We start from the raw sequence: 22,945 nt of genomic DNA, 5'->3' as shown, positions 1-22,945 counted from the left end.
ACAGCGAGTAGTGAAAGCGTGACCCTTGTGGTAACGCCCAAAAAAAAACCGACACAAAATTGTATCGGTTTTAAAATTTATACGAAAATCTACTTAAGATTTAATTTTACTTTTTGGTGGATTTGGTAATTGATCAAACCCCATATTGAATAAAGTAAACCCAAAAATATCTGAATATTGCTCAATAGTTTTTGCAACTGGAGTTCCTGCTCCATGACCTGCATTGGTTTCTATTCTTATTAAAGTAGGATTGCTACCTGTTTGTTTTTCTTGCAATTCTGCTGCAAATTTAAAACTATGTGCTGGTACAACTCTATCATCATGATCTCCTGTTGTTACCATTGTTGCTGGGTATTTTACACCCTTTTTTACATTATGAACTGGCGAATATCCTTTTAAATAATCGAACATTTCTTTGCTATCATTAGCTGTTCCATAATCATATGCCCAACCTGCACCTGCAGTAAATGTATGATAACGTAACATGTCTAAAACCCCAACTGCTGGTAAAGCAACTTTCATTAATTCTGGTCTTTGTGTCATTATTGCTCCAACTAATAAACCTCCATTAGAACCTCCACGAATTGCTAAATAATCTGAAGAGGTGTATTTATTTTTAATTAAATATTCTGCTGCTGCAATAAAATCGTCAAATACATTTTGTTTTTTTAACTGCGTTCCTGCATCGTGCCATTTTTTACCATATTCTCCACCTCCACGTAAATTAGGAACTGCATATACACCTCCTTGTTCCATCCAAACTGCGTTTGCAATACTAAAACTTGGTGTTAAACTGATATTGAAACCTCCATAACCATATAAAATAGTTGGGTTTTTTCCATTTAATTCTACTCCTTTTTTATGTGTAATAATCATTGGTACTTTTGTACCATCTTTAGATGTGTAAAAAACTTGTTTACTTGTATATGCATCTGAATTGAAATCTACTGCAGGTTTCCAATAAGATTCATAGGTTCCGTCTTTTGGATTGAACTTATATAAAGAACCAGGAGTACTATAATTTGTAAATGAAAAATACAATTCTTTTGCTTCTGTTTTTCCGCCAAAACCACCAGAAGAACCAACTCCAGGTAATTTTACTTCTCTAATTAATTTTCCATCAAAATCGTATTGTAACACTTTAGAAACAGCATCTACCATATATTCTGTAAAGAAATATCCTGCACCAGAACTTAAACTTAAAACGTTTTCTGTTTCTGGTATAAAATCTTTCCAATTTTCTTGCGTAGGATTTTTAAAATCTACTGTTACTACTTTTTTATTTGGCGCATTTAAATTGGTTACTAAATACAATTTACTTCCTCTGTTTTCTGTAACATACGTATCACTTTCTACAGTTTCTATAATTGGTTTAAGCTTACTATTTTTGTCTTCTAAGTCTTTAATAAATAACTTATTTCCTGATGTAGAAACTGATGCAGAAACTAATAAATACTTATTGTCTTCTGTTAAATAACCACCTACATATCTGTGTTTTTCTGAAGCTTTTGCTCCAAAAATAACAGCGTCTTCTTTTTGTGAAGTTCCTAATTTATGATAGTATAATTTGTGTTGATCTGTTTTTGCAGACAACTCACTTCCTTTTGGTTTGTCGTAACTAGAATAGTAGAAACCTTCGTTTTTGTACCAAGAAATTCCTGAGAATTTTACATCAACTAACGTGTCTTCTTTTATCAATTTAGATTCTGCATCCATAACAATAATCTTTCTCCAATCAGATCCTCCTTCAGAAATTGCATAAGCAGCTGTTTTTCCATCTTCAGAAAAACTTAACGAACCTAAAGAAGTTGTTCCGTCTTTAGAAAACGTATTTGGATCTAGAAAAATTTCAGCATCAGAATTTCCTTTTGTTCTATAAATTACATTCTGATTTTGTAATCCGTCATTTTTAGAAAAATAAGTGTAATCTCCTTCTTTAAAAGGAGTTCCTATTTTTTCGTAATTCCATAATTCTGATAAACGCGATTTTAGTTGTTCTCTGTATGGAATCTTACTTAAATAATCGAAAGTAACTTTGTTTTCTGCTTTTACCCAAGCTTCTGTTTCTTTGCTTCTATCATCTTCTAACCAACGGTAATTGTCTATAATTTCGATTCCGAAATAAGAATCTATAACTGGTTTTTTGTTTATTTTTGGATACATAAATTACTTTTATAAACCTTAAAAATAGAGTTTACTTTTTAAGATTTCTATTTTTTTTCTAATAATTAACAGTTTGTAATTTTAGATGTTATAAAACGACTACTTTTGTGTAAAACAGATTTATTATGACAGAAAACTTAACGAAAGCAATCTTTTTAGAAAAGGTGTTTAATTTTGAAGAAAATAAAGAATGGAAATTTGAAGGAAATAAACCTGCTTTGATAGATTTTTATGCAGATTGGTGTGGACCTTGTAAAATGTTAGCTCCTGTTTTAGAAACATTATCAGAAGAATATAAAGGTAAAATAGATATTTACAAAATTGATACAGAAGCAGAACAAGAATTAGCTGCAGCATTTGGAATTAGAAGTATTCCTTCTATGTTATTTTGTCCTGCAGAAGGAGAACCACAAATGGCAAATGGTGCTTTACCAAAAGCAGAATTAGAACGTATTATTGCAGATGTTTTAAAGGTAGAAAAGTAATATAATATCTAATAAATAAAAAAGAGGCTGCCTGAAAAGGTTTTAGTGATGTCATTTTGAGCTTAGTCGAAAAATCTATATTATTTATTATCAATAGTAAAAGATTTCTCCATAAAGTCGAAATGACAGCTAATTTTACTTTTTAGAAAGCCTCTTTTTTATTTGTCTGTTTTAATATCATTTATCTCAAAATCTGCAAAATATACTTTTTCATCTCTAAGTTTATGGGCATATTTTAAACTTCTATAAATACCCCATTTTGGTCTTGCGTACACCATAGTTTCATACCAAGTTTGAATGTTTTTTTTATCAACTTTTAAAATTGTTTTGCCTTCTAATGTTTTTAAAGTTACAGCATAACTTCCGTTTTTACCATAAGTAATAGTTTCATCTGCAACAATCCATTTTCCTGTAATTTTAGCTAATTTTACACTGCTTAAAACCTCTTGTTCATCTTGATCTATGTACACAATGTCAAAACTTCTTTTTCCTTTTTTTTCTCTAGCCATAAAAGCAAATAAAGGTTCGTTTGTTTCTGTTAATCTGTAGGTTATTTGATGTAAGTTTGTATGTCTTGATGATGCTTTAAACCCTTTTTCTAGTTTAAATTTCCATTTATAATTTAGAGTTTCTCCTTCAGTTGCTAAAATAATGTCGCTAGATCTTTTGTGCGCTTTAATTTCATTTCGTTGTCTGTCAAAACGTTTACACCTGTCTTTGTCGTGTTTAATATGAATAATAAATTCAAAAACATACTTGTTTAAAGTTTTATCAAACACTTCTTTAATGTGCCTTCCAAAATCTTTATGATTACAATCTGGCACTTCTACAGCTGTTTTATTTTCTGAAATAAGTACAGAGTTTATCAACTCATATGTGTTTCCTTCTCCATCTGCAGTTAATTTTACTTGAGTAAATCCATCATTAGAAAAAAATAGAATAAAAATTGTGATTAAATTTAGTAGTTTTTTTAGGTTATGAAAATGCATAAATAGTTTGCTTTTTGAATTACTAAAGTAATTAAAATCTACATTCTTAAAATTACAACACATAAGAATCTAATGTATAAGAAAATTATGTATATATTTGTAAAAGAGATTTCTCCTAATTCTTCGTTCGAAATGACATTTAATAAGAGAAAATCATCAGTAAAACATTTAAATTATGGGAAATCAGAAATTATACAAAGGTTCTTTACAAACCATCATTTTAAAATTATTAGAAACTAATGATAAAATGTATGGTTATGAAATTACACAAAAGGTAAAAGAACTCACCAAAGGCGAATTAAAAATTACTGAAGGTGCTTTGTATCCTGCACTGCACAAATTAGAAGCTGATGGTTTGTTAGATGTAGAGGTGGCAAAAGTTGGAAACCGACTTAGAAAATATTACAAATTAACAGAAAGTGGCACCAAAGAAACTGCCAACAAGTTAGATGAAATGCAAGAATTTTTAAGAACGATGCAACAATTGGTAAATCCTAAATTTAGTTTGGAGTAAATATTTTTTAGCTATGGAATTAACAACAGAACAAATAGAAAAAATAGAACATTATTTAGATATAAAGGATATAAAATTTATAGATGTAAGGTTTGAAGTTTTAGATCATATTATTTCTGATATTGAAGTAAAAACGCAAACAGAAAAATTAGATTTTAAAACTGCATTTAATAATGTTACAGTTAAATGGAATAAACATTTAAAACATTCTTCTAGTTATATGTTTGGTATAATGTTTAGTGTTCCTAAAATTGTATTAGAAAAAGCAAAAAAGAGGTTTTCAAACTGGTTTTTCATTCCTTTTCCAATCTTTATTGCTACATATTTTCTTATTGAAAAATCAAGTTATATTTTATCTGAAACTGCAAAAAACGGACTTAACCTGTTTTTTCAAATTTCATCTATTTGCACTCTTATTATTTTTTTAGTTTTATTTATATTAAAATTAAAAAACAAGACATCAACAACCTATAGTTTTATATTAAATACACAAAGTTTAAATTTACTTATGGTGTTAATTCTTTTATTTGATTTTGATTATCTTACTAAAAATGGAACTTTAGACTCAATTCAAGTCACAATGTTAATAGGTTTTATTTATTCTACATATACTTATTTTTATTTCTACAAAAAACACAAAGAAGCCATCAAAAAATATAAAATTGTATAAGAATGAAACTAACCCAATCTCACATAAAAGAACTCTACAATTTCACCAGAAAACATTATGTAGAATATTATGATGTACAAACAGAATTGGTAGATCATTTGGCAAATGATATTGAGCAAATTTTAGAAGAAAAACCAAAATTAACTTTTGAACAAGCAAGAGATAAATCATTCAAAAAATTTGGTGTATTTGGTTTTATGACTGTTGTAGAACAGAAACAAAATCAAATGACTAAGAAGTATTTTAAAACCATTTTAAGCTTCGCAAAAGAATGGTTTCGTTTACCTAAAATAATTCTTACAATTTTAATAGCATTCGCTTTTTATTACATTCAAGAAATACCTAAAGCTTATTTTATATATGCATCAATTTATGGTATTATTATATTTTTAGAAGTCTTCATTCTTTTTAGAAACAAAAGAAAATCTAACAAACAGTTTAAAGAAACAGGTAAAAAATGGATGTTTCAAAATATTATTCAGATAAACGGAATTGGTGCCTCAGCATTAATAATGTTTTATATTTTCGATTATTCTATACCAAATAACGCTAAGGATTTTTTATTTATGGGAGATTTTAGACGATTTTTTTCAGCTTTACTAATTTCTGCAGTTGTAATTTTAGGATATATAACTCTAATTGTAATCCCACAAAAAGCAGAAGAATTACTAGAAGAAACCTATCCAGAATATAAATTATCAAAAACTTTGTAACAAATTCTATTTTTAAACTACTTATTACCAATCAAACTAATTACTACATATGATTTTACACTTTTTAAAACTAGAATGGAAACAATTTGTTCGTTCAGCTTCTTTTGGAAAAAGTATAGCACTAAAAATATTGATGGCGTTTTTAGCTCTCTATTTTATTGTTTCTTTTTTAGCAATTGGAGTTGGAGGATATTATATTCTAAAAAAAGAATTTCCAGAACAAGATCCTTTACAAATTGTAAACTCCTACTTGCTTTTTGCAATTTTTGGAGAACTAATATTCAGGTATTTAATGCAAAAAATACCAATAATGAATATAAAACCAATGCTTATTCTGCCTATTAAGAAAAGTAAGTTGGTACATTATGTATTAGGAAAATCCTCTTTCTCATTTTTTAATATTATGGGATTGTTTTTTTACATTCCTTTTGCAATTGTTTTAATAAAAGAAGGGTATAACACAGCAGGAGTTTTTGGCTGGTTATTTACAATGATTTTAATTATTCAATCTGCAAATTTCTTAAACTTTTTAATCAATAAAAACAATATTGCTTTAGGTATTATTGGTGCAATTTTGTTAGCATTAATTGGCTTACAAAAGTTTAATATTGTTGATGTAGTTGGTTATGGAGGTCAAATTTTTGATGCTATTTATGCAAAACCAATTTATTCTTTAGTAGGTGTTGTTGTATTGGTTGTTTTATATCAATTAAATTACAAACAATTACGAAATCAAGTATATTTAGATGAAGCAGTTGCTGCAAAAGTAGAAGAAGCCAACACTTCTGATATGACTTGGGCAGATAAATTAGGTGATGTTGCTCCGTTTATAAAAAACGACATGCGTTTAATTTGGAGAAATAAAAGAACAAAAACAGTATTTATGATGTCTTTTCTATTTTTGTTTTACGGATTAATATTTTTTAAAAATCCAGCAGTAATAGAAAAAATGCCAGCAATGTTAATTTTTGCAGCGCTATTTATTACAGGTGGTTTCACTTTAAATTACGGTCAATTTATTCCTGCTTGGGACAGTGCACACTATAAAATGTTAATGAGTCAAAGTTTTAGATATCGTAAATTTTTAGAGTCTAAATGGTTTTTAATGGTTGCAATGACAGCAATTTTATACTTTTTAAGCATTCCTTACATCTATTTTGGATGGGATATTTTCTTAATGATTACAGCAGGAGCAATCTTTAATATTGGTTTTAATTCTTTGTTTTTGTTGTATGCAGGTTCTTTTAACAGAAAAAGAATCGATTTAACAAAAGGAGGTTTTTCTAACATGCAAGGTACAAGTGCAACACAGTTTTTAATAGTAATACCAATTATGGGAATACCAATGTTATTATTTTGGGGGTTTAGTTCTCTAATTAATTTTAATGCAGGTATAATTGCAATTGCAGTTGTAGGAATTTTAGGATTAGTTCTAAAAAACTATATCATGAATTTTATCGAAAAAAAATACATTAAAGACAAATACGCTATGATTAACGCTTTTGGTAAAGAAGCATAATTCAACCTTTTAAAAAGACACAATGATTACAATAGATACAATTTCAAAAAAATACGGAAAAGCAGAAGTTTTAAACGTTTCATCATTAGAAATACCAACAGGACAAAGTTTTGGTTTAGTGGGTAATAATGGTGCAGGAAAAACAACATTATTCAATATTTTATTAGACTTAATTAGACCCACAACTGGTGCAATTACTAATAACGATATTGTTGTAAACCAAAGTGAAGCATGGAAAAACTTTACAGGTTCTTTTATAGATGAATCTTTTTTAATAGGATATTTAACTCCAGAAGAATATTTCGATTTTATTGGAGATTTAAGAGGAATGAATAAAGCAGATGTAAAATCTTTTTTAACTCAGTTTGATGAATTTTTTAATGATGAAATTATTGGAAAGAAAAAATATTTAAGAGATTTAAGTAAAGGAAATCAGAAAAAAGCAGGAATTGTAGCTGCGTTAATGGGAAATCCACAGGTAGTAATTTTAGATGAACCATTTGCAAATTTAGACCCAACAACTCAAATTAGATTAAAAAATATCATTAAAACCTTAACAGAAAACAGAGAAATTACAGTATTAGTTTCTAGCCACGATTTAACGCACGTTACAGAAGTTTGCGAAAGAATTGTGGTTTTAGATAAAGGAAATGTGGTAAAAGACATAGAAACATCTGCAGAAACTTTAAAAGAATTAGAAAGCTATTTTTCTGTATAAGCACTCTTTTCTTAATTTATTACTATTTTTACGCTCTTATTTATACTATTTTCAACAAAAAATAGTTGTAAATAAGAGTTTTTATTTTCTTAGCCCTTTAAAATAGTTGTTAAACTAATATTTGTTTGTGTGAAAATCATCAAAAAAATAATATTTATTCTTTCTGTATTTGCAGTTATATATTCTTGTAGCACAAAAAAAGATACAGTTGTTAGCAGAAATTGGCATTCATTAAACACAAAATACAATGTATTATTTAATGGTAAAGAAGCATTTAAAAAAGGGGTTGAAGCAATAAATAATGATTATAAAGATGATTGGTTTCAACAATTACCAATAGAACCTTTAAAGTTTGAAGGCGAAAAACTAGAAATACCAACATTTAATTCTGGTATGGGAGCTGGTTTTGGTGATAAAAATAAAGAAGAAAAAAAAGCTTCTACTCCATTTGGTATTGCAGAAGAAAAAGCAGTAAAATCGATTCAGAAACACGGAATGAATATTGATGGTAATGAGCGTAACAGTCAAATAGATGATGCTTATTTACTCTTAGGAAAAGCACGTTATTACGATGAACGTTATATACCTGCCATTGAAGCTTTTAATTATGTTATTACCACTTATCCTTTTGCAAGTTTAATTAATGAAACTAAAATCTGGAGAGCAAAAACTAATATCAGATTAGATAATGAAGAGTTTGCTATAGAATCATTAAAACTTTTACTTCAAGTAAAAGATACTTTAGAAATAGACTTGCCAGAAGAAATTAAAGAACAAGGTTATACAGCTTTAGCAATGGCTTATGTTAAAACAGATAGTATTCAAAAAGTAAAAAAATATCTTGTTAAAGCAACAAAAACTTTAAAAGATAGAAATCAAGGAGCAAGAAACTTATTTATTTTGGGTCAGATTTTAAGTTCAGAAAACAAGAAAGATTCTGCGTCAATGGTTTTTAATAAAATTATCGACTTTAAAAAAGCACCAAAAAAATATAAAATGCATGCTCATATTGAGTTAGCAAAAAATTCTACTAACGATTCAACAACGGTAGTTGTTTTAGAAAAGTTACATAAATTAATTAAAGAAAGAGAAAACAAACCTTATTTAGACGAGTTATACTATCAAGTTGGATTTTTGCATGAAAAAAATGATAGCATCAATTTAGCCGTAAATTATTATAAAAAATCTTTAAGAGCACAATCTGTAAACGTAAAACAGAAAACGTATACTTTTGAAAGATTAGGAAACATTAATTTTAAAAATTCTAAATACAAATTAGCAAGTGCTTATTATGATAGTATTTTAAACATTTCTAAAGATACACATAGTTTAAGAATTAGACGTATTAAGAGAAAGCACAAAAACTTAGCTTCTTTAATTAAGTTTGAAAACATTGTTACAAAAAACGATAGTATTTTAAAAATTACATCTCTTTCTAAAACCGATCAAGAAGTATATTTTCAGAAATATATAGATGATTTAAAAAAAGCAGATAAAGATGCTGCTCAGTTAAAATTAAATAAAGCAGCCTTTGGCGATACTTTTGGTGGTAGTTCTTTACAATCTAACAAAAAAGGAAAATGGTATTTTTATAACCCACAATCATTAAGTTTTGGTCAAACAGAATTTAAAAGGATTTGGGGAGATAGAAAATTAGAAGATGATTGGAGATGGTCTTCTAAAACTTCTTCTAACATAACAGACAATGATTCTGTACAAGTTGTACAAAAAAAATTACGTTACGACTTAGAAAGCTATATTAAAACAATTCCAACAAGAAAAGGAGCCATAGACACTTTAAATCTAGATAGAAACCAAGCCTTATACGAATTAGGATTAATTTATAAAGAGCAATTTAAAAATCCAAATATTGCATTAAATAGACTAGAAAGAGTTGCTTCATTAAACCCAAAAGAAGAATTAATTCTACCCATAAACTGGCATTTGTATCAAATTTATAAAGATTTGGGTAATAAAACAAAAGCCAATAAACATAAAAATGTAATTCTTACAGATTATGCAACCACTGTTTTTGCAAAAAATATAAAATATCCAAATAAAAAAAATAAAGAAGAAATTTCTGTAACCGAAATAGAAACAAAATATAAAGAATTGTATTACTTATATAAAGATAATCAGTTTAAAGAAACCGTTAAACAAGTAGTAGATTTACTACCATCAATAGAAAATTCAAAATTAATTGCTAAATTTGAACTTTTAAGAGCCTATGCTATAGGAAAGTATACAGATAAAAAAACTTATAAATTTGCACTAGAAGCCATAATTATTAAATATGGAAATACAGAAGAAGGAAAAAGAGCAAAAGAAATAGTTGAACAATTAAGTAAGTAAAATGTTTAGTAATAAAGACAAGAAACCTCAAAAAAATAAAGTTATGGAAAGAAATGTTGTAGCTAAAAACACAACAATTATTGGAGACATTAAATCTGATGGAGATTTTAGAATTGATGGAACTTTAGAGGGAACATTAATTACAAATGGAAGAGTAATTATTGGTACAGATGGATTTATTAAAGGAAAAGTAGAAGCTACAAATGCAGATATAGAAGGTGAGTTTTCTGGAGAACTTTTGGTATCAAATACATTAACTATAAAAGGAACTGCAGATATTTCTGGAGATGTAACTATAGGAAAACTTTCTATAGAACCAGGAGCATCATTTAATGCAACATGTGCAATGAAAGGAGCTATAAAAGAATTGAATTCTTCTAATGACAAAAAAAGACGCTCAGAAAAAACCGCTTCATAAAGCTATGCAACTCTCAGGTGCAGGTTTGCAAATGGGATTGACAATTTATTTAGGTTTTTTATTCGGAGAATGGTTAGATGTAAAATTCGAAACTTCCTTTTTAACTGAAACAATAACTTTAATTGCCATTTTTTTTGCCATGTATTCATTAATAAAACAAGCGAATAAAATTAATGATTAGAAGCATTTTTGTTTTTACTGTTATTTTCTTTATTTTATTTCTACTAAGCTTTTCTTTTCATGAATTTTTAGTAGAAAACCAACAAATAACACTACCTTTTTCACTCAAAAAAGTATACATTTTTCACCTTGGTTTTTCATTGTTAATTTGTATTAATTTTTTAGTATTTTCTACTGTTAATAAAATATTTGAACAACTTGGTTTTATCTATCTAGGTACAATTATTTTAAAACTTATTCTTTTTAGTTTAATCTTTCAAAAGTCTTTGTTTTCAAAAGAAGAGCTCAGTTTTACGGCAAGAGTATCTTTATTTATTCCTATGATTGTATTTTTATTAACAGAAGCTGTATTTGTTACCAAAATATTGAAGAAAAAACAATAATAAATAATTCCCACAAAAAAAGGTTTGAGATTCTGAATAATTCTATATCTTTGCGCGGAATTTAGAAAGCGTATTTTTACAATGAAGATTGCACAAAAAACAATCAAGTTTCTTTTAATAGCAGCAATAACCTTTTTTACTTCAATAGGTTATGCTACAGAATCTGATAAAAAGCACGATAACCAGAATGATGGTGGTCGTGTAAATACGAAGGCAGAAGTAGAAGCATATATTCTACATCATATTAAAGATTCTCACGACTTTTCACTTTGGTCTTATACCTCAGATGAAGGAGAAAGAAAACATGTTGGTTTTCCTTTACCAGTAATCATTTGGTCTAGTCAAGGTTTGGTAACATTTATGTCGTCAGAATTTCATCATAATGATGATGGTCATGTAATTGTAGAAAAAAATGGATTAAAATTCACAAAGATTCACTCTAAAATATACGAATTAGATAAAGAAGCTGCAACAGTTTCTTTTGATGAAACTCATCATGCAACCAATGCTCATAAAGTATTAGACTTTTCTATTACTAAAAGTGTTGTGGGTATTTTATTAATAGGTTTCTTATTATTATTCTGGTTCTCTAGATTAGCAAAACAATACAAAACCAAACAAATCCCAACAGGTTTTGCAAGAGTTTTAGAACCTTTGGTATTATATGTAAGAGATGAAATTGCACGACCAAATATTGGAGACAAGCATTATAGAAGATTTACAGGGTATTTATTAACTGTATTTTTCTTTATTTGGGTTTTAAACTTAGCAGGTTTAACTCCTTTAGGATTTAACGTTACTGGACAATTAGCAGTTACAGGATGTTTAGCAATTTTTACATTAATAATTTATACTTTTAGTGGTAATAAAGGATACTGGATGCATATGATTTGGATGCCAGGGGTTCCTGTTTTAATAAGACCCGTTTTAGCAATTATAGAATTAGCTGGAGCATTAATTATTAAACCATTTTCATTATTAGTACGTTTGTTCGCAAACATATCAGCAGGTCATATTGTGGTAATGAGCTTAATAGCAATCATGTTTACTCTTAAAGAATCACTTGGTGTGGTTGGAGCAACAGGTTTGTCTTTAGTATTATCATTTTTTATAACATTAATTGAGGTTTTAGTGGCTTTCTTACAGGCTTATATCTTTACAATGCTTTCAGCATTATTCATAGGTATGGCTGTAGCAGATCACTCAGAAGCTCATTAATACAAATTTGTTTAATTTAATAAAAATACATTTATTATGTACAATTTAATTGGAGCAGGATTAATCGTAATCGGAGCAGGAATTGGTTTAGGTCAAATTGGTGGAAAAGCAATGGAAGGTATTGCTAGACAACCAGAAGCAACTGGAAAAATTCAAACAGCAATGATTATTATCGCTGCATTATTAGAAGGTTTAGCATTTGGTGCATTATTCTTAGGAAAATAATCCAAACAAAAACAAAAAATAGCGTTCTGTAACGGTTGGTTACAGAACCTGTTTTTAAAATTAAACAACTAGAAACAAAAAAATTAATTAGTTTATAGAATGGAAACTTTATTAAACGATTTTTCACCAGGATTATTTGCAGTATCTACAATCTTATTATTAGCATTAATTGCTTTAATGGTAAAGTTTGCTTGGAAACCTATTTTAAACTCTTTAGAAGAAAGAGAATCTGGTATCGAAAACGCTTTAGCAGCTGCAGAAAATGCACGTAAAGAAATGCAAAACCTACAAGCAGATAATGAAAGACTTGTAAAAGAAGCAAGAGCAGAAAGAGATGCAATGATGAAAGAAGCTAGAGACATTAGAGATAATATGTTAGCTGAAGCAAAAGAAGACGCTAAAGAAGTAACTACAAAACTAATAGAAAATGCACAAGCTTCTATAGTTCAAGAAAAGCAAGCTGCTTTGGCAGAACTTAAAAAGAACGTTGCAGAATTATCTATTGGTATCGCAGAATCAGTAATTAAAAAAGAATTATCTTCTAAAGATGATCAACTTAAATTAGTTGAAGGAATCTTAAAAGATGTTACTTTAAATTAAAATAGAATGAAAGACGCAAGAGCAGCATTACGTTACGCAAAAGCAATTTTAAATCTTGCTAAAGACTCTAATTTAGAAACAGTTGTTAATGACGATATGTTATTAATTGCAGATACAGTTTCTAAAAACGATGATTTTGAAGTAATGTTAAGAAGCCCAATTGTTAAATCTGAAGACAAAATAAAAGTTTTAAACGGTTTATTTGATGGTAAGGTTAACAATATTACTCTTGGCTTATTTCACCTGTTACAAGATAATAAAAGAATAGCTTTACTAGAAGCAATAGCTAAACAGTATGCAATCATTTATGATTTTGATAAACATACACAAGAAGCTAAAGTTACTACTGCAGTTCCTTTAACAAAAGAAGTTGAGAAAGAAGTTTTAGCTAAAATTGTTGACTTAACAGGAGAAAAAGCAAATTTAGTAAACGAAGTAAACCCTAATATTTTAGGAGGATTTATTTTGCGTGTAGGAGATGTGCAGTATGATGCAAGTATCTCTAATTATTTAAGTGAATTGAAAAAGGAATTTGACAACAGTCATTACATTCCTAAAATTTAATAATACATCAAATTATAAAAGATGGCAAGTATTAAACCAGCTGAAGTATCAGCAATTTTAAAACAACAGTTAACAAATTTTGAAGCTAAAGCAACTTTAAATGAAGTAGGAACTGTTTTACAAGTAGGAGATGGAATTGCTCGTGTATACGGTCTTTCGAATGTTCAATATGGTGAATTAGTAGAATTTGAAAACGGACTAGAAGGTATCGTATTAAACTTAGAAGAAGATAATGCAGGAGTTGTATTGTTAGGAGCTTCTACATCAGTAAAAGAAGGTTCTACTGTTAAACGTACAGAAAGAATTGCTTCTTTACAAGCAGGTGAAGGTGTTGTAGGTCGTGTGTTAGATACTTTAGGAAATCCTATAGATGGTAAGGGACCAATTTCTGGAGAAACTTATCAAATGCCTTTAGAGCGTAGAGCTCCTGGGGTTATTTTTAGAGAGCCAGTAACAGAGCCATTACAAACTGGTATTAAATCTATTGATGCAATGATTCCTGTTGGTAGAGGTCAACGTGAGTTAATCATTGGAGATAGACAAACTGGTAAATCTACAGTTGCTATAGATACTATTTTAAATCAAAAAGAATTTTACGATGCTGGTGAGCCAGTATATTGTATATATGTAGCTATCGGTCAGAAAGCTTCTACTGTTGCAGCAATTGCAAACATGTTAGAAGAAAAAGGAGCATTAGCTTATACAACCATTGTTGCTGCAAATGCATCAGATCCTGCAGCAATGCAAGTATATGCACCATTTGCTGGAGCTGCAATTGGAGAATACTTTAGAGATTCTGGAAGACCAGCTTTAATCATTTATGATGATTTATCTAAACAAGCTGTTGCTTACCGTGAAATTTCTTTATTATTAAGAAGACCTCCAGGACGTGAGGCTTATCCTGGTGATGTATTTTACTTACACTCAAGATTATTAGAACGTGCTGCAAAAGTTATTAATGATGATACAATTGCAAGTGAAATGAATGATTTACCAGATTCTTTAAAAGGAATTGTAAAAGGTGGGGGTTCTTTAACTGCATTGCCAATTATTGAAACACAAGCAGGTGACGTTTCTGCATATATTCCAACAAACGTAATTTCGATTACAGATGGACAAATTTTCTTAGATGGAGATTTATTTAACTCTGGTGTTCGTCCAGCAATTAACGTAGGTATTTCTGTATCTCGTGTTGGTGGTAACGCACAGATTAAATCTATGAAAAAAGTATCTGGTACTTTAAAATTAGATCAAGCTCAGTTTAGAGAATTAGAAGCATTTGCTAAATTCGGTTCAGATTTAGATGCAGCTACTTTAAGTGTAATTTCTAAAGGACAACGTAACGTTGAAATTTTAAAACAAGCACAAAATGATCCTTTCTCAGTAGAAGATCAAGTTGCAATTATTTATGCAGGTTCTAAAAACTTATTAAAAGATGTTCCTGTAGATCAGGTTAAGAAATTCGAGAAAGATTATATCGATTACTTAAACGCAAAACATAGAGATACTTTAGATGTTTTAAAGTCTGGTAAATTAACTCCAGAAACAATTGCTGTTTTAGAAGCAGCAGCTAAAGAAATTTCTACACATTTCGAATAAAAATTAGTTGTCATTCCCACGAAAGTGGGAATTTCAAAATTTCAATAGAATGGCAAACTTAAAAGAAATACGTAATAGAATTACCTCTATTAAATCTACAATGCAGATTACATCTGCCATGAAAATGGTATCTGCTGCAAAGTTGAAAAAAGCACAAGATGCAATTACGGCAATGAGACCGTATTCATCTAAACTAACTGAATTATTGCAAAATTTAAGTGCAACTTTAGATAGTGATGCTGGTGGAGCATATTCAACACAAAGAGAGGTTTCTAAAGTTTTATTAGTTGTAGTAACTTCTAATAGAGGTTTATGTGGTGGTTTTAACTCATCTATTACAAAAGAAGTTATTAAAACTGTAAATGAAAATTACAGTAATGTTGATGTTGATTTATTTGCTATCGGTAAAAAAGGTGGTGATGTTTTATCTAAACAATTTAATATTGTAGCAACAAGAAACGATATTTACGATGATTTAACTTTTGATAATGTAGCTGCAATTGCAGAAAAATTAATGAGCCTTTATACAGAAGGCACGTATGATAAAATAGAAATTCTTTACAACCAGTTTAAGAATGCTGCAACTCAAATTCCTCAAGTAGAACAATTTTTGCCAATTAAACCTATTGAGGGTGGAAATGCTTCTGATGTTAACTCTGATTATATCTTTGAACCTTCTAAATTAGAAATTATAGAAGCTTTAATACCTAAGTCTTTAAAAACTCAATTATACAAAGCTATTAGAGATAGTTTTGCCTCTGAACATGGTGCACGTATGACTGCAATGCATAAAGCTACAGACAACGCAACAGAGTTAAGAGACGAATTATTATTAACTTATAATAAAGCACGTCAAGCAGCAATTACTAATGAAATCTTAGAGATTGTTGGTGGAGCTGAAGCTTTAAATAACTAAAATAATTTTTTTATAAAATACAAAGCGAACCAATTTGGTTCGCTTTTTTTATATATTGGCATAGCGTTTGAACTTATTCTTAAAAAACAAAAATGAAGACAATGAAATTTTTATCAATACTGACAATAATTTTTGGATTTTCACAATGTGGAAGTACTAATTTTGAAACAAACCCTCCATTTCAAATTGATTCAGCAGAATACCATTCTTGGGTTGGAGGTGTACCAGGAGTTAGTGGTATTAATGTGCAAATTAAATTAAAAAATAAATCTGCAATAGCATTTAATTCACTTTATTTTAGAAAAAAATCTACTAAAGTAGAAATAAAAGATGCTTCACTTTTAATAGCACATTATAATACTTCTAAAAGAAATAAACCTGATTTAATTTTACATTCAGATTCTAAAAAGGAACTAAAAAACAAAATTCCTGATCCTGATAAATTTCCTTTCGAATTAAAAGAAAATGAAGCTGTTCTAAGTTATCAATTAGGTGGAAAAACTAGATACATTAAAATTAAAGACATAAAAAAACAAAATAGAAACTCTTTTCCTAAGATACAATAATCATTTAATTATCAGATAAAAACCACTCAATTATGAGTGGTTTTTTATTTTGGCACACATTTTGAAATTACATAAGCATAACCATTAAATACAAGCTTATGAAATCTTTAAAATTACTTTTAACAATTATTATAACAGCAACACTGTTAAGTTCTTGTACAACTTATTATGAAGATTCTTATGATAGCCAGATTTATATAGAAAATGTAGTATCTAACTATGATGTTTGGTATGTAGATTATCATAGAACTACTGGAAATGGAGATATTCCATATGTATCAAAAGCATTTACTTTATCATTTTTAAACGGAATTTTATATGCAAATAATAATATTGTAGATATTGGTAAAACAGGAAATGGTTTAGGAATTGATGTGGGAACTTACAATACATATAATGGTTTACTAAATACAAATCATGATATAGATGGTGCAAACGATTTTGAAGTTACTCTAATATCTAGCAATGAAATACAATTATATAACTACAAACAGAATGTAAATTATTACCTTATTGGTTATCAAATAAATCAATTTGACTATGATAAATTATTTTATGAAAACATAGAATACTTTTTACAAGAATATGTTGCCTGGGAAAAAGAAACTACAATAGGTGGAATGCCAAATGCTTTTGATGAGGAAAACTTTTTAGCGTTTACGCCAGAAAATATAACAACATTTTATAGTTCTAAAAATAATTTTGGCACACAAATTGATTATATTAATTGGAGTTTCGTTGGTGGATATGAAATCTACGATGTAACAGGGTATGAAAATTTAAAGATTTTAACACTTAATTATGATGGTGGAGATATTGAAGAGTTCGAATTAAGCGTTATTAATGATAGAAGAATAGAACTTTACAATGTAGATTCGAAAACTACATATGAGTTTTCTGGAAGAGGGTTTGTACAATATTTAAAAAGTACAAAAAATAAAAAAGAAGCAAAAGATCTTGTAAGAAATGAGGGAAGAAAACGTACTAAAATAGAAAGAAAAACAAAGAATAGAAGAAATTTAAAATAAGTTTGGTTAGTTGATTTTTGATTGGTTAGTTACCAATCAAAAGGAAAACCGCTCTTTACAGAGCGGTTTTTTCTTTGTTAAAAAAATTAATGAAAATTTTATTTTATAAACCATAAACGAAACAACTTGTTTTTATACTTTTAAAGAAAGAAATATTAGGGTACAAATATGAGTAAAACAGCATTTATTACAGGAGCAACATCAGGAATTGGAAAAGCAACTGCTGAAATTTTCGCAAAAAACAATATAAGACTCGTGCTTTGTGGAAGAAGAACTGAAAGATTAAAAAAACTTCAAAAAGAATTAAGTAAACTTACAGAAGTTACCACTTTACAATTTGATGTTTCTAAAAGAACAGAAGTAGAAACTGCAATCAATTCACTTCCAGAAAATTTTAAACAAATTGATATCTTGATCAATAATGCTGGTAATGCACATGGTTTATCAACAATACAAGATGGTAGTATTGATGATTGGGATGCTATGTTAGATATTAACGTAAAGGGTTTATTATATGTTTCTAAAGCAATTATTCCTCAAATGACAGAAAGAAATAGTGGCTTTATTGTAAATATTGGCTCTATTGCTGCAAAAGACGTGTATCCTAACGGAAATGTATATTGTGCTTCTAAACATGCTGTAAACGCTCTAAATAAAGGAATGAGAATAGATTTAAACAAACATAACATTCGTGTTTCTGCAATTCATCCTGGAGCTGTAGAAACTGAGTTTTCTGATGTTCGTTTTAAAGGTGATACTGAAAAAGCGAAATCTGTTTATGCAGGTTATAAAGCTTTACAAGCTGATGATATTGCAGATATTATTTATTTTGTAGTTACAAGACCTTACCATGTAAATATTGAAGATTTGGTTGTGTATCCAACTGCACAAGCAACTCCAACAATTTTGAATAAGAATTGAAATGATTAACAAACGCTTACTTATTAAAAAACTACTTTCTCATAATGATGAGAATAGTTTTTATGATAAAAAGCAAGAAATATCATTAAGTTCTAAAGACGGAAAAGCAAAATTTTTAAAACACGTTTGTGCGCTTTCTAATTCTAACCCAAAAAACAATTCTTACATCGTAATTGGTATTGAAGATGAAGAAAACAAAATTATTGGTGTAGACTTTTTTGATGACAGTAAGATTCAAAATTTGGTAAATGCATACCTTAAAAATCCACCAAAGATTGAGTATGAAAATGTACCTTTTCCAAGATTACCTCGTCATAAAGTAATTGGCTTAGTTACTATACATCCAAATAACAAAATTACATCACTTTTAAAAAATACTTGGAAATATAAAAAAGGAACTTCGTTTTATAGAAGAGGAAGTATTTCTATATCAACCCCTAAAAACTTCGAATTAAGAAATACTAACAAAAAAATTGTTGATGCCATAGAAAAAAATGCGGGTAATAATATTGAATTAACTTTAAATGGCGTTTTCGATTTTATTAATAATCATAAACCAACACACAAACCAAAATACAAGGTTTTTAATGAGCAATTTGTGTTGTGTTGGGCAGGAAAAAGCAAGATAATTAATAATAAAGAATTTTTTTCTAGAGTAGATATTGAGTTAATAAATGAACAAGTAAAATTATTTTTTTCTGCTTTAGATGATGTACAGATAAGTTATAATAAAAACTCTTTTATTGTAACAGAATACATTTTATTAGGATTAGAGAAAGAAGAAAAATATTATCCTTTAGAAAAAACAATTATCAATTTTAAAAATAACGGAAAGCATAATATTTTAAAAGAGTTCTTATTTGTTGCACCAAAATTTAATACAGAAACCATTCTAGAAATTTATAACAGTTGCAATGCTATTATTAAAAAACTTGAAAACAAAATACCCCTTTCAGGTCTAGAACACGAAGATGTTTTGCGCTTACCTACAAACTGCCTAATTTGTTATTTGCATGGTTTTTTAGAAGCTGAAGAACAACTAAAAAAGGCAAAAAATCATATTAGAAACCTTAAAGACAAAACTACCTATATCAAATACAAAGAAGCATTGCGTGTCATTAGAAAAGTAAAATATAGTTAGGATTATTATTTCTTACAAAATAAATTTGAAAAACTTTTTTAAGTAAGTTTTAGAAATAGAACATTTAAAATCTAACCTCTTCATAAGCTCCATAAATAAAAGAATTACATCTCCTAATAAATAAGGAAAAATGGTAGTTGCTATAAATACTTTATTCTTGTATTTTATTTGTTAAACATGGTACTGTCTAAATTCTGATTGAACTTAATATCTTTCGTAATTTCTTCTACCCAAGCATCCTTAATTACATTCGCATTCCAATCTGACTTTGTGTATTTACGATACGTAGTTAATAAAACGCCTTCTATATTTTCATACTTTACACGCATTAAAATAGGGTCTGTAACATTTTTAGAAACTACAGTAAATAGAAACTGATCTACTAAGTTTGTTTTTGGATTAATATATAGTTGATAAATATCTGAAGCTTCATCATTTATTAAATCAAAAGTGATTTTCACAACCTCGTATATTTTATTATCTACATTTTTTTGTCCTAAATACTCATAATTAATACCTGGATCTAATAATTTTTGCATCATTGCAAACCAATAAAAATTAGTCTTACGAGTAAAATTTACACTTGATATAGCTTTACTGCCAGTAACTTCTTCTCCATCTATTTTTAACCAAAAGTCTTTTCCATTATAACCTTGTTCCATTTTTCCCTTTAAATTTGGTAATGTTCTTTGGTGCTTCAAATACCTTCCATGAGATAATTCACCATCAAAAATATAAGACTCTATAGATACATCTTCTTTTTGATCAGGAGTTCGATATGTATAATTAAAAACGATATCCTTCAAGTTTAGTAAGTCTTGATAATGACCTGTTTTTTGAGTCATTTTATAGACTAACTCATGCCCTTTGTTTTTGAATTTAGGTGTTTTAACTTCTATTTTTTTTGATGTTACTCCGTTATTTTCCTTTTTATTTCCACAAGAAATTATTAACGTACTAAAAATAATTGCAATAATTAATTTTGAATAATGCATGTTTTCTTTTATTTAATAATCCCGCTTTAATTTTAAATAGAGATTGTGATTAGTGTATTTATTGTTTATTAATTATTTCGATTAAAACCTCTTTAAAAGTATCTACAGGTTGGGCTCCAGTAATTGCACTTTGTCTATTAAATACAATTGTTGGTACAGAACTAACACCTAAATTTTGCCAATACTTTTCTTTACTTTTAATTTCAAAACGAGCTTCTTCGTTATCTAATTTAGATAAACCTTCTTCAGCATTTAAACCAACATCTAATAAAGCTTGTTTTAAAACGGCTCTTTTAGAAACATCTTTACGATCGCTAAAAAATGCCTTTGTTAATGTCATTTTTAATTCGGTTTGTTTACCAAAGTCTTTAGCATATTCTAATAAAACATGTGCATCAAAAGTATTTACCATTCTCATTTCATCAAAATAATCAAATTTGAAACCTAGTTCTGCTCCAGCTTCTGTCATATTTTGTTTCGATGCTTTTTGTTGTTCAGGAGTAGAACCATATTTTTCAGTAATATGTTCATTTACATTCTGACCTTCTGCAGGCATATTAGGATTTAACTCAAAAGGTTGCCATTCAATTTCTATTTGATCTTCAATTCCAAGTTCAGTAATTGCTTTTTCTAAACGTTTGTATCCAATGGTACACCAAGGACAAACTACATCAGAAACGATATCTATTTTTAATTTTGTTTTCATTTTATTTTTTTATTGCTATTTATAAGAAACAAGAATATCAGCTGCTTTTTTTAAGTTAGGTACCTCAATTTCAGTTTTTGGAGCTAAAGGAAAAGTCTGTTGTCCTGGTCTACTTATAAAAGCAGCTCTCCATCTAGCCCAAAGTGCACCTGCAACATCCCAACCATGTGCTGCAATTAGCATACATTCATTAGGTTTTACATCCAATTCATTTGCTGCCCAATTATATGTATCAGTAAAAGGTTTAAATTTAGCAACAGTTTCAACGCTAAGTCTTTCATCAAAATAATTAGTTAAGCCAGCACTTTCAAATTGTTTAGTAACCCCTTCTTTAGATGAGTTTGTTAATGCTACTAATTTATAACCAGCCTGCTTTAATAGTGTTAAAGCGTCTTTTACTTCTGGATGCGCAGGTAAATCGCGTAACCCAGATAGTATAACTTTGCGAGCATCTTCTTCAGAGATTATAATGTTATTATTTGCTGCTACCATTTGTAAAGCTGCTGCACCAATATGTCCAAAAGGTTCATAGCGTCCACTTGCCGAAACAACTAACGAATATTGTAACATCGTAGTAAACCATAATGACAATAGGTCTTCATTTCCACCTAAAGCAACACCAACTTCTTTTTTCATTTTTGTGAGATCTAGAAGCGTCTCATTAACATCAAAAAATAATACTTTAGGTCTGATTTTAGTTTCCATTTAGAATAGATTTTTATTATAATAAACCTTCCACATTAAAAGGGAAAATTTAATACTATTTATCTGAATTATTGAGGAGTAACATTTTATTTTTTCCAAGCAAATTTTTGAAAAGGAGCATCAACAGGAGTATTTGCAATATGGTTTGTATAATTACTTATTACTTTTTGAGACAACCCTAAAATGATTTCTAAAACTTGTTTCTCTTTATAACCAGCTTCATAAAAAGCTTGTAATTCTTCTTGTGATACATGACCACGATTACGAACTATAAGCAAAGTCATTGTACGTAATGCCTCTAATTTTTGGTTTTCAAGAGGCGTTTCATTTCTTAATGCTTCTGTAATACTTTGATCAACTTTCATCATGTTTGCTATTGCAGTATGTGCAGGAACACAATAATGACATTCATGCTCAACGTTAATAGTTTGCCATACTACTGTTAATTCATCTTTATCAAAAGAAGATTGCGTAAACAATTTGTGTATTGTTTGGTAAGCCTCTAATAATTCTGGAGCATTTGCTAATACTCCATGTAATCCAGGTATCATTCCGTTAGCTTTTAATGATTTTTCTAATAATGCTTTGCTTCCTTCTGGAGCAGTTTCGATGTTGTGTATTTTTAAAGATGTCATAATTTCAATTTTTAATTTATTG

Annotated in this window: 26 protein-coding genes; 20 read left to right on the top strand and 6 right to left on the bottom strand. The window is 28.6% G+C overall.

All coding sequences use genetic code 11. The features are described 5' to 3' along the window. Positions 1-93: 93 nt before the first annotated feature. Positions 94-2,163: a prolyl oligopeptidase family serine peptidase gene (locus tag ABJG40_RS07385; RefSeq protein WP_348023937.1), complete on the bottom strand. Its 2,070-nt coding sequence runs from the start codon at positions 2,161-2,163 to the stop codon at positions 94-96. Positions 2,164-2,288: 125 nt separating this feature from the next. Between ABJG40_RS07385 and trxA the strand changes: the two genes are divergently transcribed. Further along, positions 2,289-2,648, top strand: a complete 360-nt coding sequence (trxA, locus tag ABJG40_RS07380; protein WP_348023936.1) for a thioredoxin — start codon at positions 2,289-2,291, stop codon at positions 2,646-2,648. A gap of 158 nt (positions 2,649-2,806) precedes the next feature. Here trxA and ABJG40_RS07375 read toward each other — a convergent pair whose 3' ends face one another. Further along, positions 2,807-3,637 carry a fibronectin type III gene (locus ABJG40_RS07375; RefSeq protein ID WP_348023935.1) on the bottom strand — a complete coding sequence of 277 codons (831 nt, stop codon included), beginning with the start codon at positions 3,635-3,637 and terminating at the stop codon, positions 2,807-2,809. Between the two features lie 175 nt (positions 3,638-3,812). On the opposite strand from ABJG40_RS07375, the gene ABJG40_RS07370 reads away from it, so the two are divergent. The 19 genes from ABJG40_RS07370 (at position 3,813) to ABJG40_RS07280 (ending at position 19,882) form a co-directional block, all read left to right on the top strand. Further along, the gene (locus tag ABJG40_RS07370; RefSeq protein WP_348023934.1) at positions 3,813-4,151 is read left to right on the top strand and encodes a PadR family transcriptional regulator; all 339 of its coding nucleotides are present in this window, start codon (positions 3,813-3,815) and stop codon (positions 4,149-4,151) included. Between the two features lie 13 nt (positions 4,152-4,164). After that, positions 4,165-4,821, top strand: coding sequence for a hypothetical protein (locus ABJG40_RS07365; protein ID WP_348023933.1), 657 nt, complete (start codon positions 4,165-4,167; stop codon positions 4,819-4,821). 2 nt (positions 4,822-4,823) lie between these two features. After that, a complete protein-coding gene (locus tag ABJG40_RS07360; RefSeq protein WP_348023932.1) occupies positions 4,824-5,534 on the top strand; it encodes a hypothetical protein in 711 nt (236 codons plus the stop codon). A 49-nt stretch (positions 5,535-5,583) separates the two neighbouring features. After that, entirely contained in the window at positions 5,584-7,053 is a 1,470-nt protein-coding gene (locus ABJG40_RS07355) for a DUF5687 family protein (protein ID WP_348023931.1), read from the top strand. A 22-nt stretch (positions 7,054-7,075) separates the two neighbouring features. Next, positions 7,076-7,771 carry an ABC transporter ATP-binding protein gene (locus ABJG40_RS07350; RefSeq protein WP_348023930.1) on the top strand — a complete coding sequence of 232 codons (696 nt, stop codon included), beginning with the start codon at positions 7,076-7,078 and terminating at the stop codon, positions 7,769-7,771. A 129-nt stretch (positions 7,772-7,900) separates the two neighbouring features. Continuing rightward, complete coding sequence (locus ABJG40_RS07345) at positions 7,901-10,123, top strand: hypothetical protein (RefSeq protein ID WP_348023929.1); 2,223 nt, start codon at positions 7,901-7,903, stop codon at positions 10,121-10,123. A gap of 43 nt (positions 10,124-10,166) precedes the next feature. Continuing rightward, positions 10,167-10,541, top strand: coding sequence for a polymer-forming cytoskeletal protein (locus ABJG40_RS07340; RefSeq protein WP_348023928.1), 375 nt, complete (start codon positions 10,167-10,169; stop codon positions 10,539-10,541). Further along, a complete protein-coding gene (locus ABJG40_RS07335) occupies positions 10,504-10,722 on the top strand; it encodes an AtpZ/AtpI family protein (RefSeq protein WP_348023927.1) in 219 nt (72 codons plus the stop codon). Before ABJG40_RS07340 ends, ABJG40_RS07335 begins: the two co-directional genes overlap by 38 nt. Next, positions 10,715-11,104 carry a DUF6168 family protein gene (locus ABJG40_RS07330; RefSeq protein ID WP_348023926.1) on the top strand — a complete coding sequence of 130 codons (390 nt, stop codon included), beginning with the start codon at positions 10,715-10,717 and terminating at the stop codon, positions 11,102-11,104. Before ABJG40_RS07335 ends, ABJG40_RS07330 begins: the two co-directional genes overlap by 8 nt. Positions 11,105-11,185: 81 nt before the next feature. Beyond that, on the top strand, positions 11,186-12,322 hold the full coding sequence (gene atpB / locus ABJG40_RS07325) for a F0F1 ATP synthase subunit A (protein ID WP_348023925.1): 1,137 nt from the start codon (positions 11,186-11,188) through the stop codon (positions 12,320-12,322). Positions 12,323-12,358: 36 nt separating this feature from the next. Next, entirely contained in the window at positions 12,359-12,547 is a 189-nt protein-coding gene (gene atpE / locus ABJG40_RS07320) for an ATP synthase F0 subunit C (protein WP_013993139.1), read from the top strand. Between the two features lie 99 nt (positions 12,548-12,646). Next, entirely contained in the window at positions 12,647-13,147 is a 501-nt protein-coding gene (locus ABJG40_RS07315; protein ID WP_348023924.1) for a F0F1 ATP synthase subunit B, read from the top strand. Between the two features lie 6 nt (positions 13,148-13,153). Beyond that, a complete protein-coding gene (gene atpH / locus ABJG40_RS07310) occupies positions 13,154-13,711 on the top strand; it encodes an ATP synthase F1 subunit delta (protein ID WP_348023923.1) in 558 nt (185 codons plus the stop codon). 21 nt (positions 13,712-13,732) lie between these two features. Beyond that, positions 13,733-15,310 carry a F0F1 ATP synthase subunit alpha gene (gene atpA / locus ABJG40_RS07305; protein ID WP_348023922.1) on the top strand — a complete coding sequence of 526 codons (1,578 nt, stop codon included), beginning with the start codon at positions 13,733-13,735 and terminating at the stop codon, positions 15,308-15,310. Between the two features lie 49 nt (positions 15,311-15,359). Next, on the top strand, positions 15,360-16,226 hold the full coding sequence (gene atpG, locus ABJG40_RS07300) for an ATP synthase F1 subunit gamma (protein WP_348023921.1): 867 nt from the start codon (positions 15,360-15,362) through the stop codon (positions 16,224-16,226). 101 nt (positions 16,227-16,327) lie between these two features. Then, a complete protein-coding gene (locus ABJG40_RS07295) occupies positions 16,328-16,792 on the top strand; it encodes a hypothetical protein (RefSeq protein ID WP_348023920.1) in 465 nt (154 codons plus the stop codon). 98 nt (positions 16,793-16,890) lie between these two features. Beyond that, complete coding sequence (locus ABJG40_RS07290; protein ID WP_348023919.1) at positions 16,891-17,820, top strand: hypothetical protein; 930 nt, start codon at positions 16,891-16,893, stop codon at positions 17,818-17,820. 168 nt (positions 17,821-17,988) lie between these two features. Further along, positions 17,989-18,741 carry an SDR family NAD(P)-dependent oxidoreductase gene (locus ABJG40_RS07285; RefSeq protein WP_348023918.1) on the top strand — a complete coding sequence of 251 codons (753 nt, stop codon included), beginning with the start codon at positions 17,989-17,991 and terminating at the stop codon, positions 18,739-18,741. A gap of 1 nt (position 18,742) precedes the next feature. Beyond that, on the top strand, positions 18,743-19,882 hold the full coding sequence (locus tag ABJG40_RS07280) for an ATP-binding protein (protein WP_348023917.1): 1,140 nt from the start codon (positions 18,743-18,745) through the stop codon (positions 19,880-19,882). 164 nt (positions 19,883-20,046) lie between these two features. Here ABJG40_RS07280 and ABJG40_RS07275 read toward each other — a convergent pair whose 3' ends face one another. The 4 genes from ABJG40_RS07275 to ABJG40_RS07260 all read right to left on the bottom strand — a co-directional run bounded on the left by ABJG40_RS07275 (position 20,047) and on the right by ABJG40_RS07260 (position 22,923). After that, complete coding sequence (locus tag ABJG40_RS07275) at positions 20,047-20,877, bottom strand: hypothetical protein (protein ID WP_348023916.1); 831 nt, start codon at positions 20,875-20,877, stop codon at positions 20,047-20,049. A gap of 58 nt (positions 20,878-20,935) precedes the next feature. Beyond that, the gene (locus ABJG40_RS07270; RefSeq protein ID WP_348023915.1) at positions 20,936-21,583 is read right to left on the bottom strand and encodes a DsbA family oxidoreductase; all 648 of its coding nucleotides are present in this window, start codon (positions 21,581-21,583) and stop codon (positions 20,936-20,938) included. A gap of 15 nt (positions 21,584-21,598) precedes the next feature. Beyond that, positions 21,599-22,288, bottom strand: a complete 690-nt coding sequence (locus tag ABJG40_RS07265; protein WP_348023914.1) for a haloacid dehalogenase type II — start codon at positions 22,286-22,288, stop codon at positions 21,599-21,601. 86 nt (positions 22,289-22,374) lie between these two features. Further along, complete coding sequence (locus ABJG40_RS07260) at positions 22,375-22,923, bottom strand: carboxymuconolactone decarboxylase family protein (protein ID WP_348023913.1); 549 nt, start codon at positions 22,921-22,923, stop codon at positions 22,375-22,377. Positions 22,924-22,945 lie beyond the last annotated feature (22 nt).

Origin of the sequence: Polaribacter sp. (assembly GCF_039939415.1) — a bacterium.
In the GTDB taxonomy this organism is placed as follows: Bacteria; Bacteroidota; Bacteroidia; order Flavobacteriales; family Flavobacteriaceae; genus Polaribacter.
Note: the sequence above shows the minus strand (reverse complement) of the source record. Positions and strands in the feature narration are given on the sequence as shown.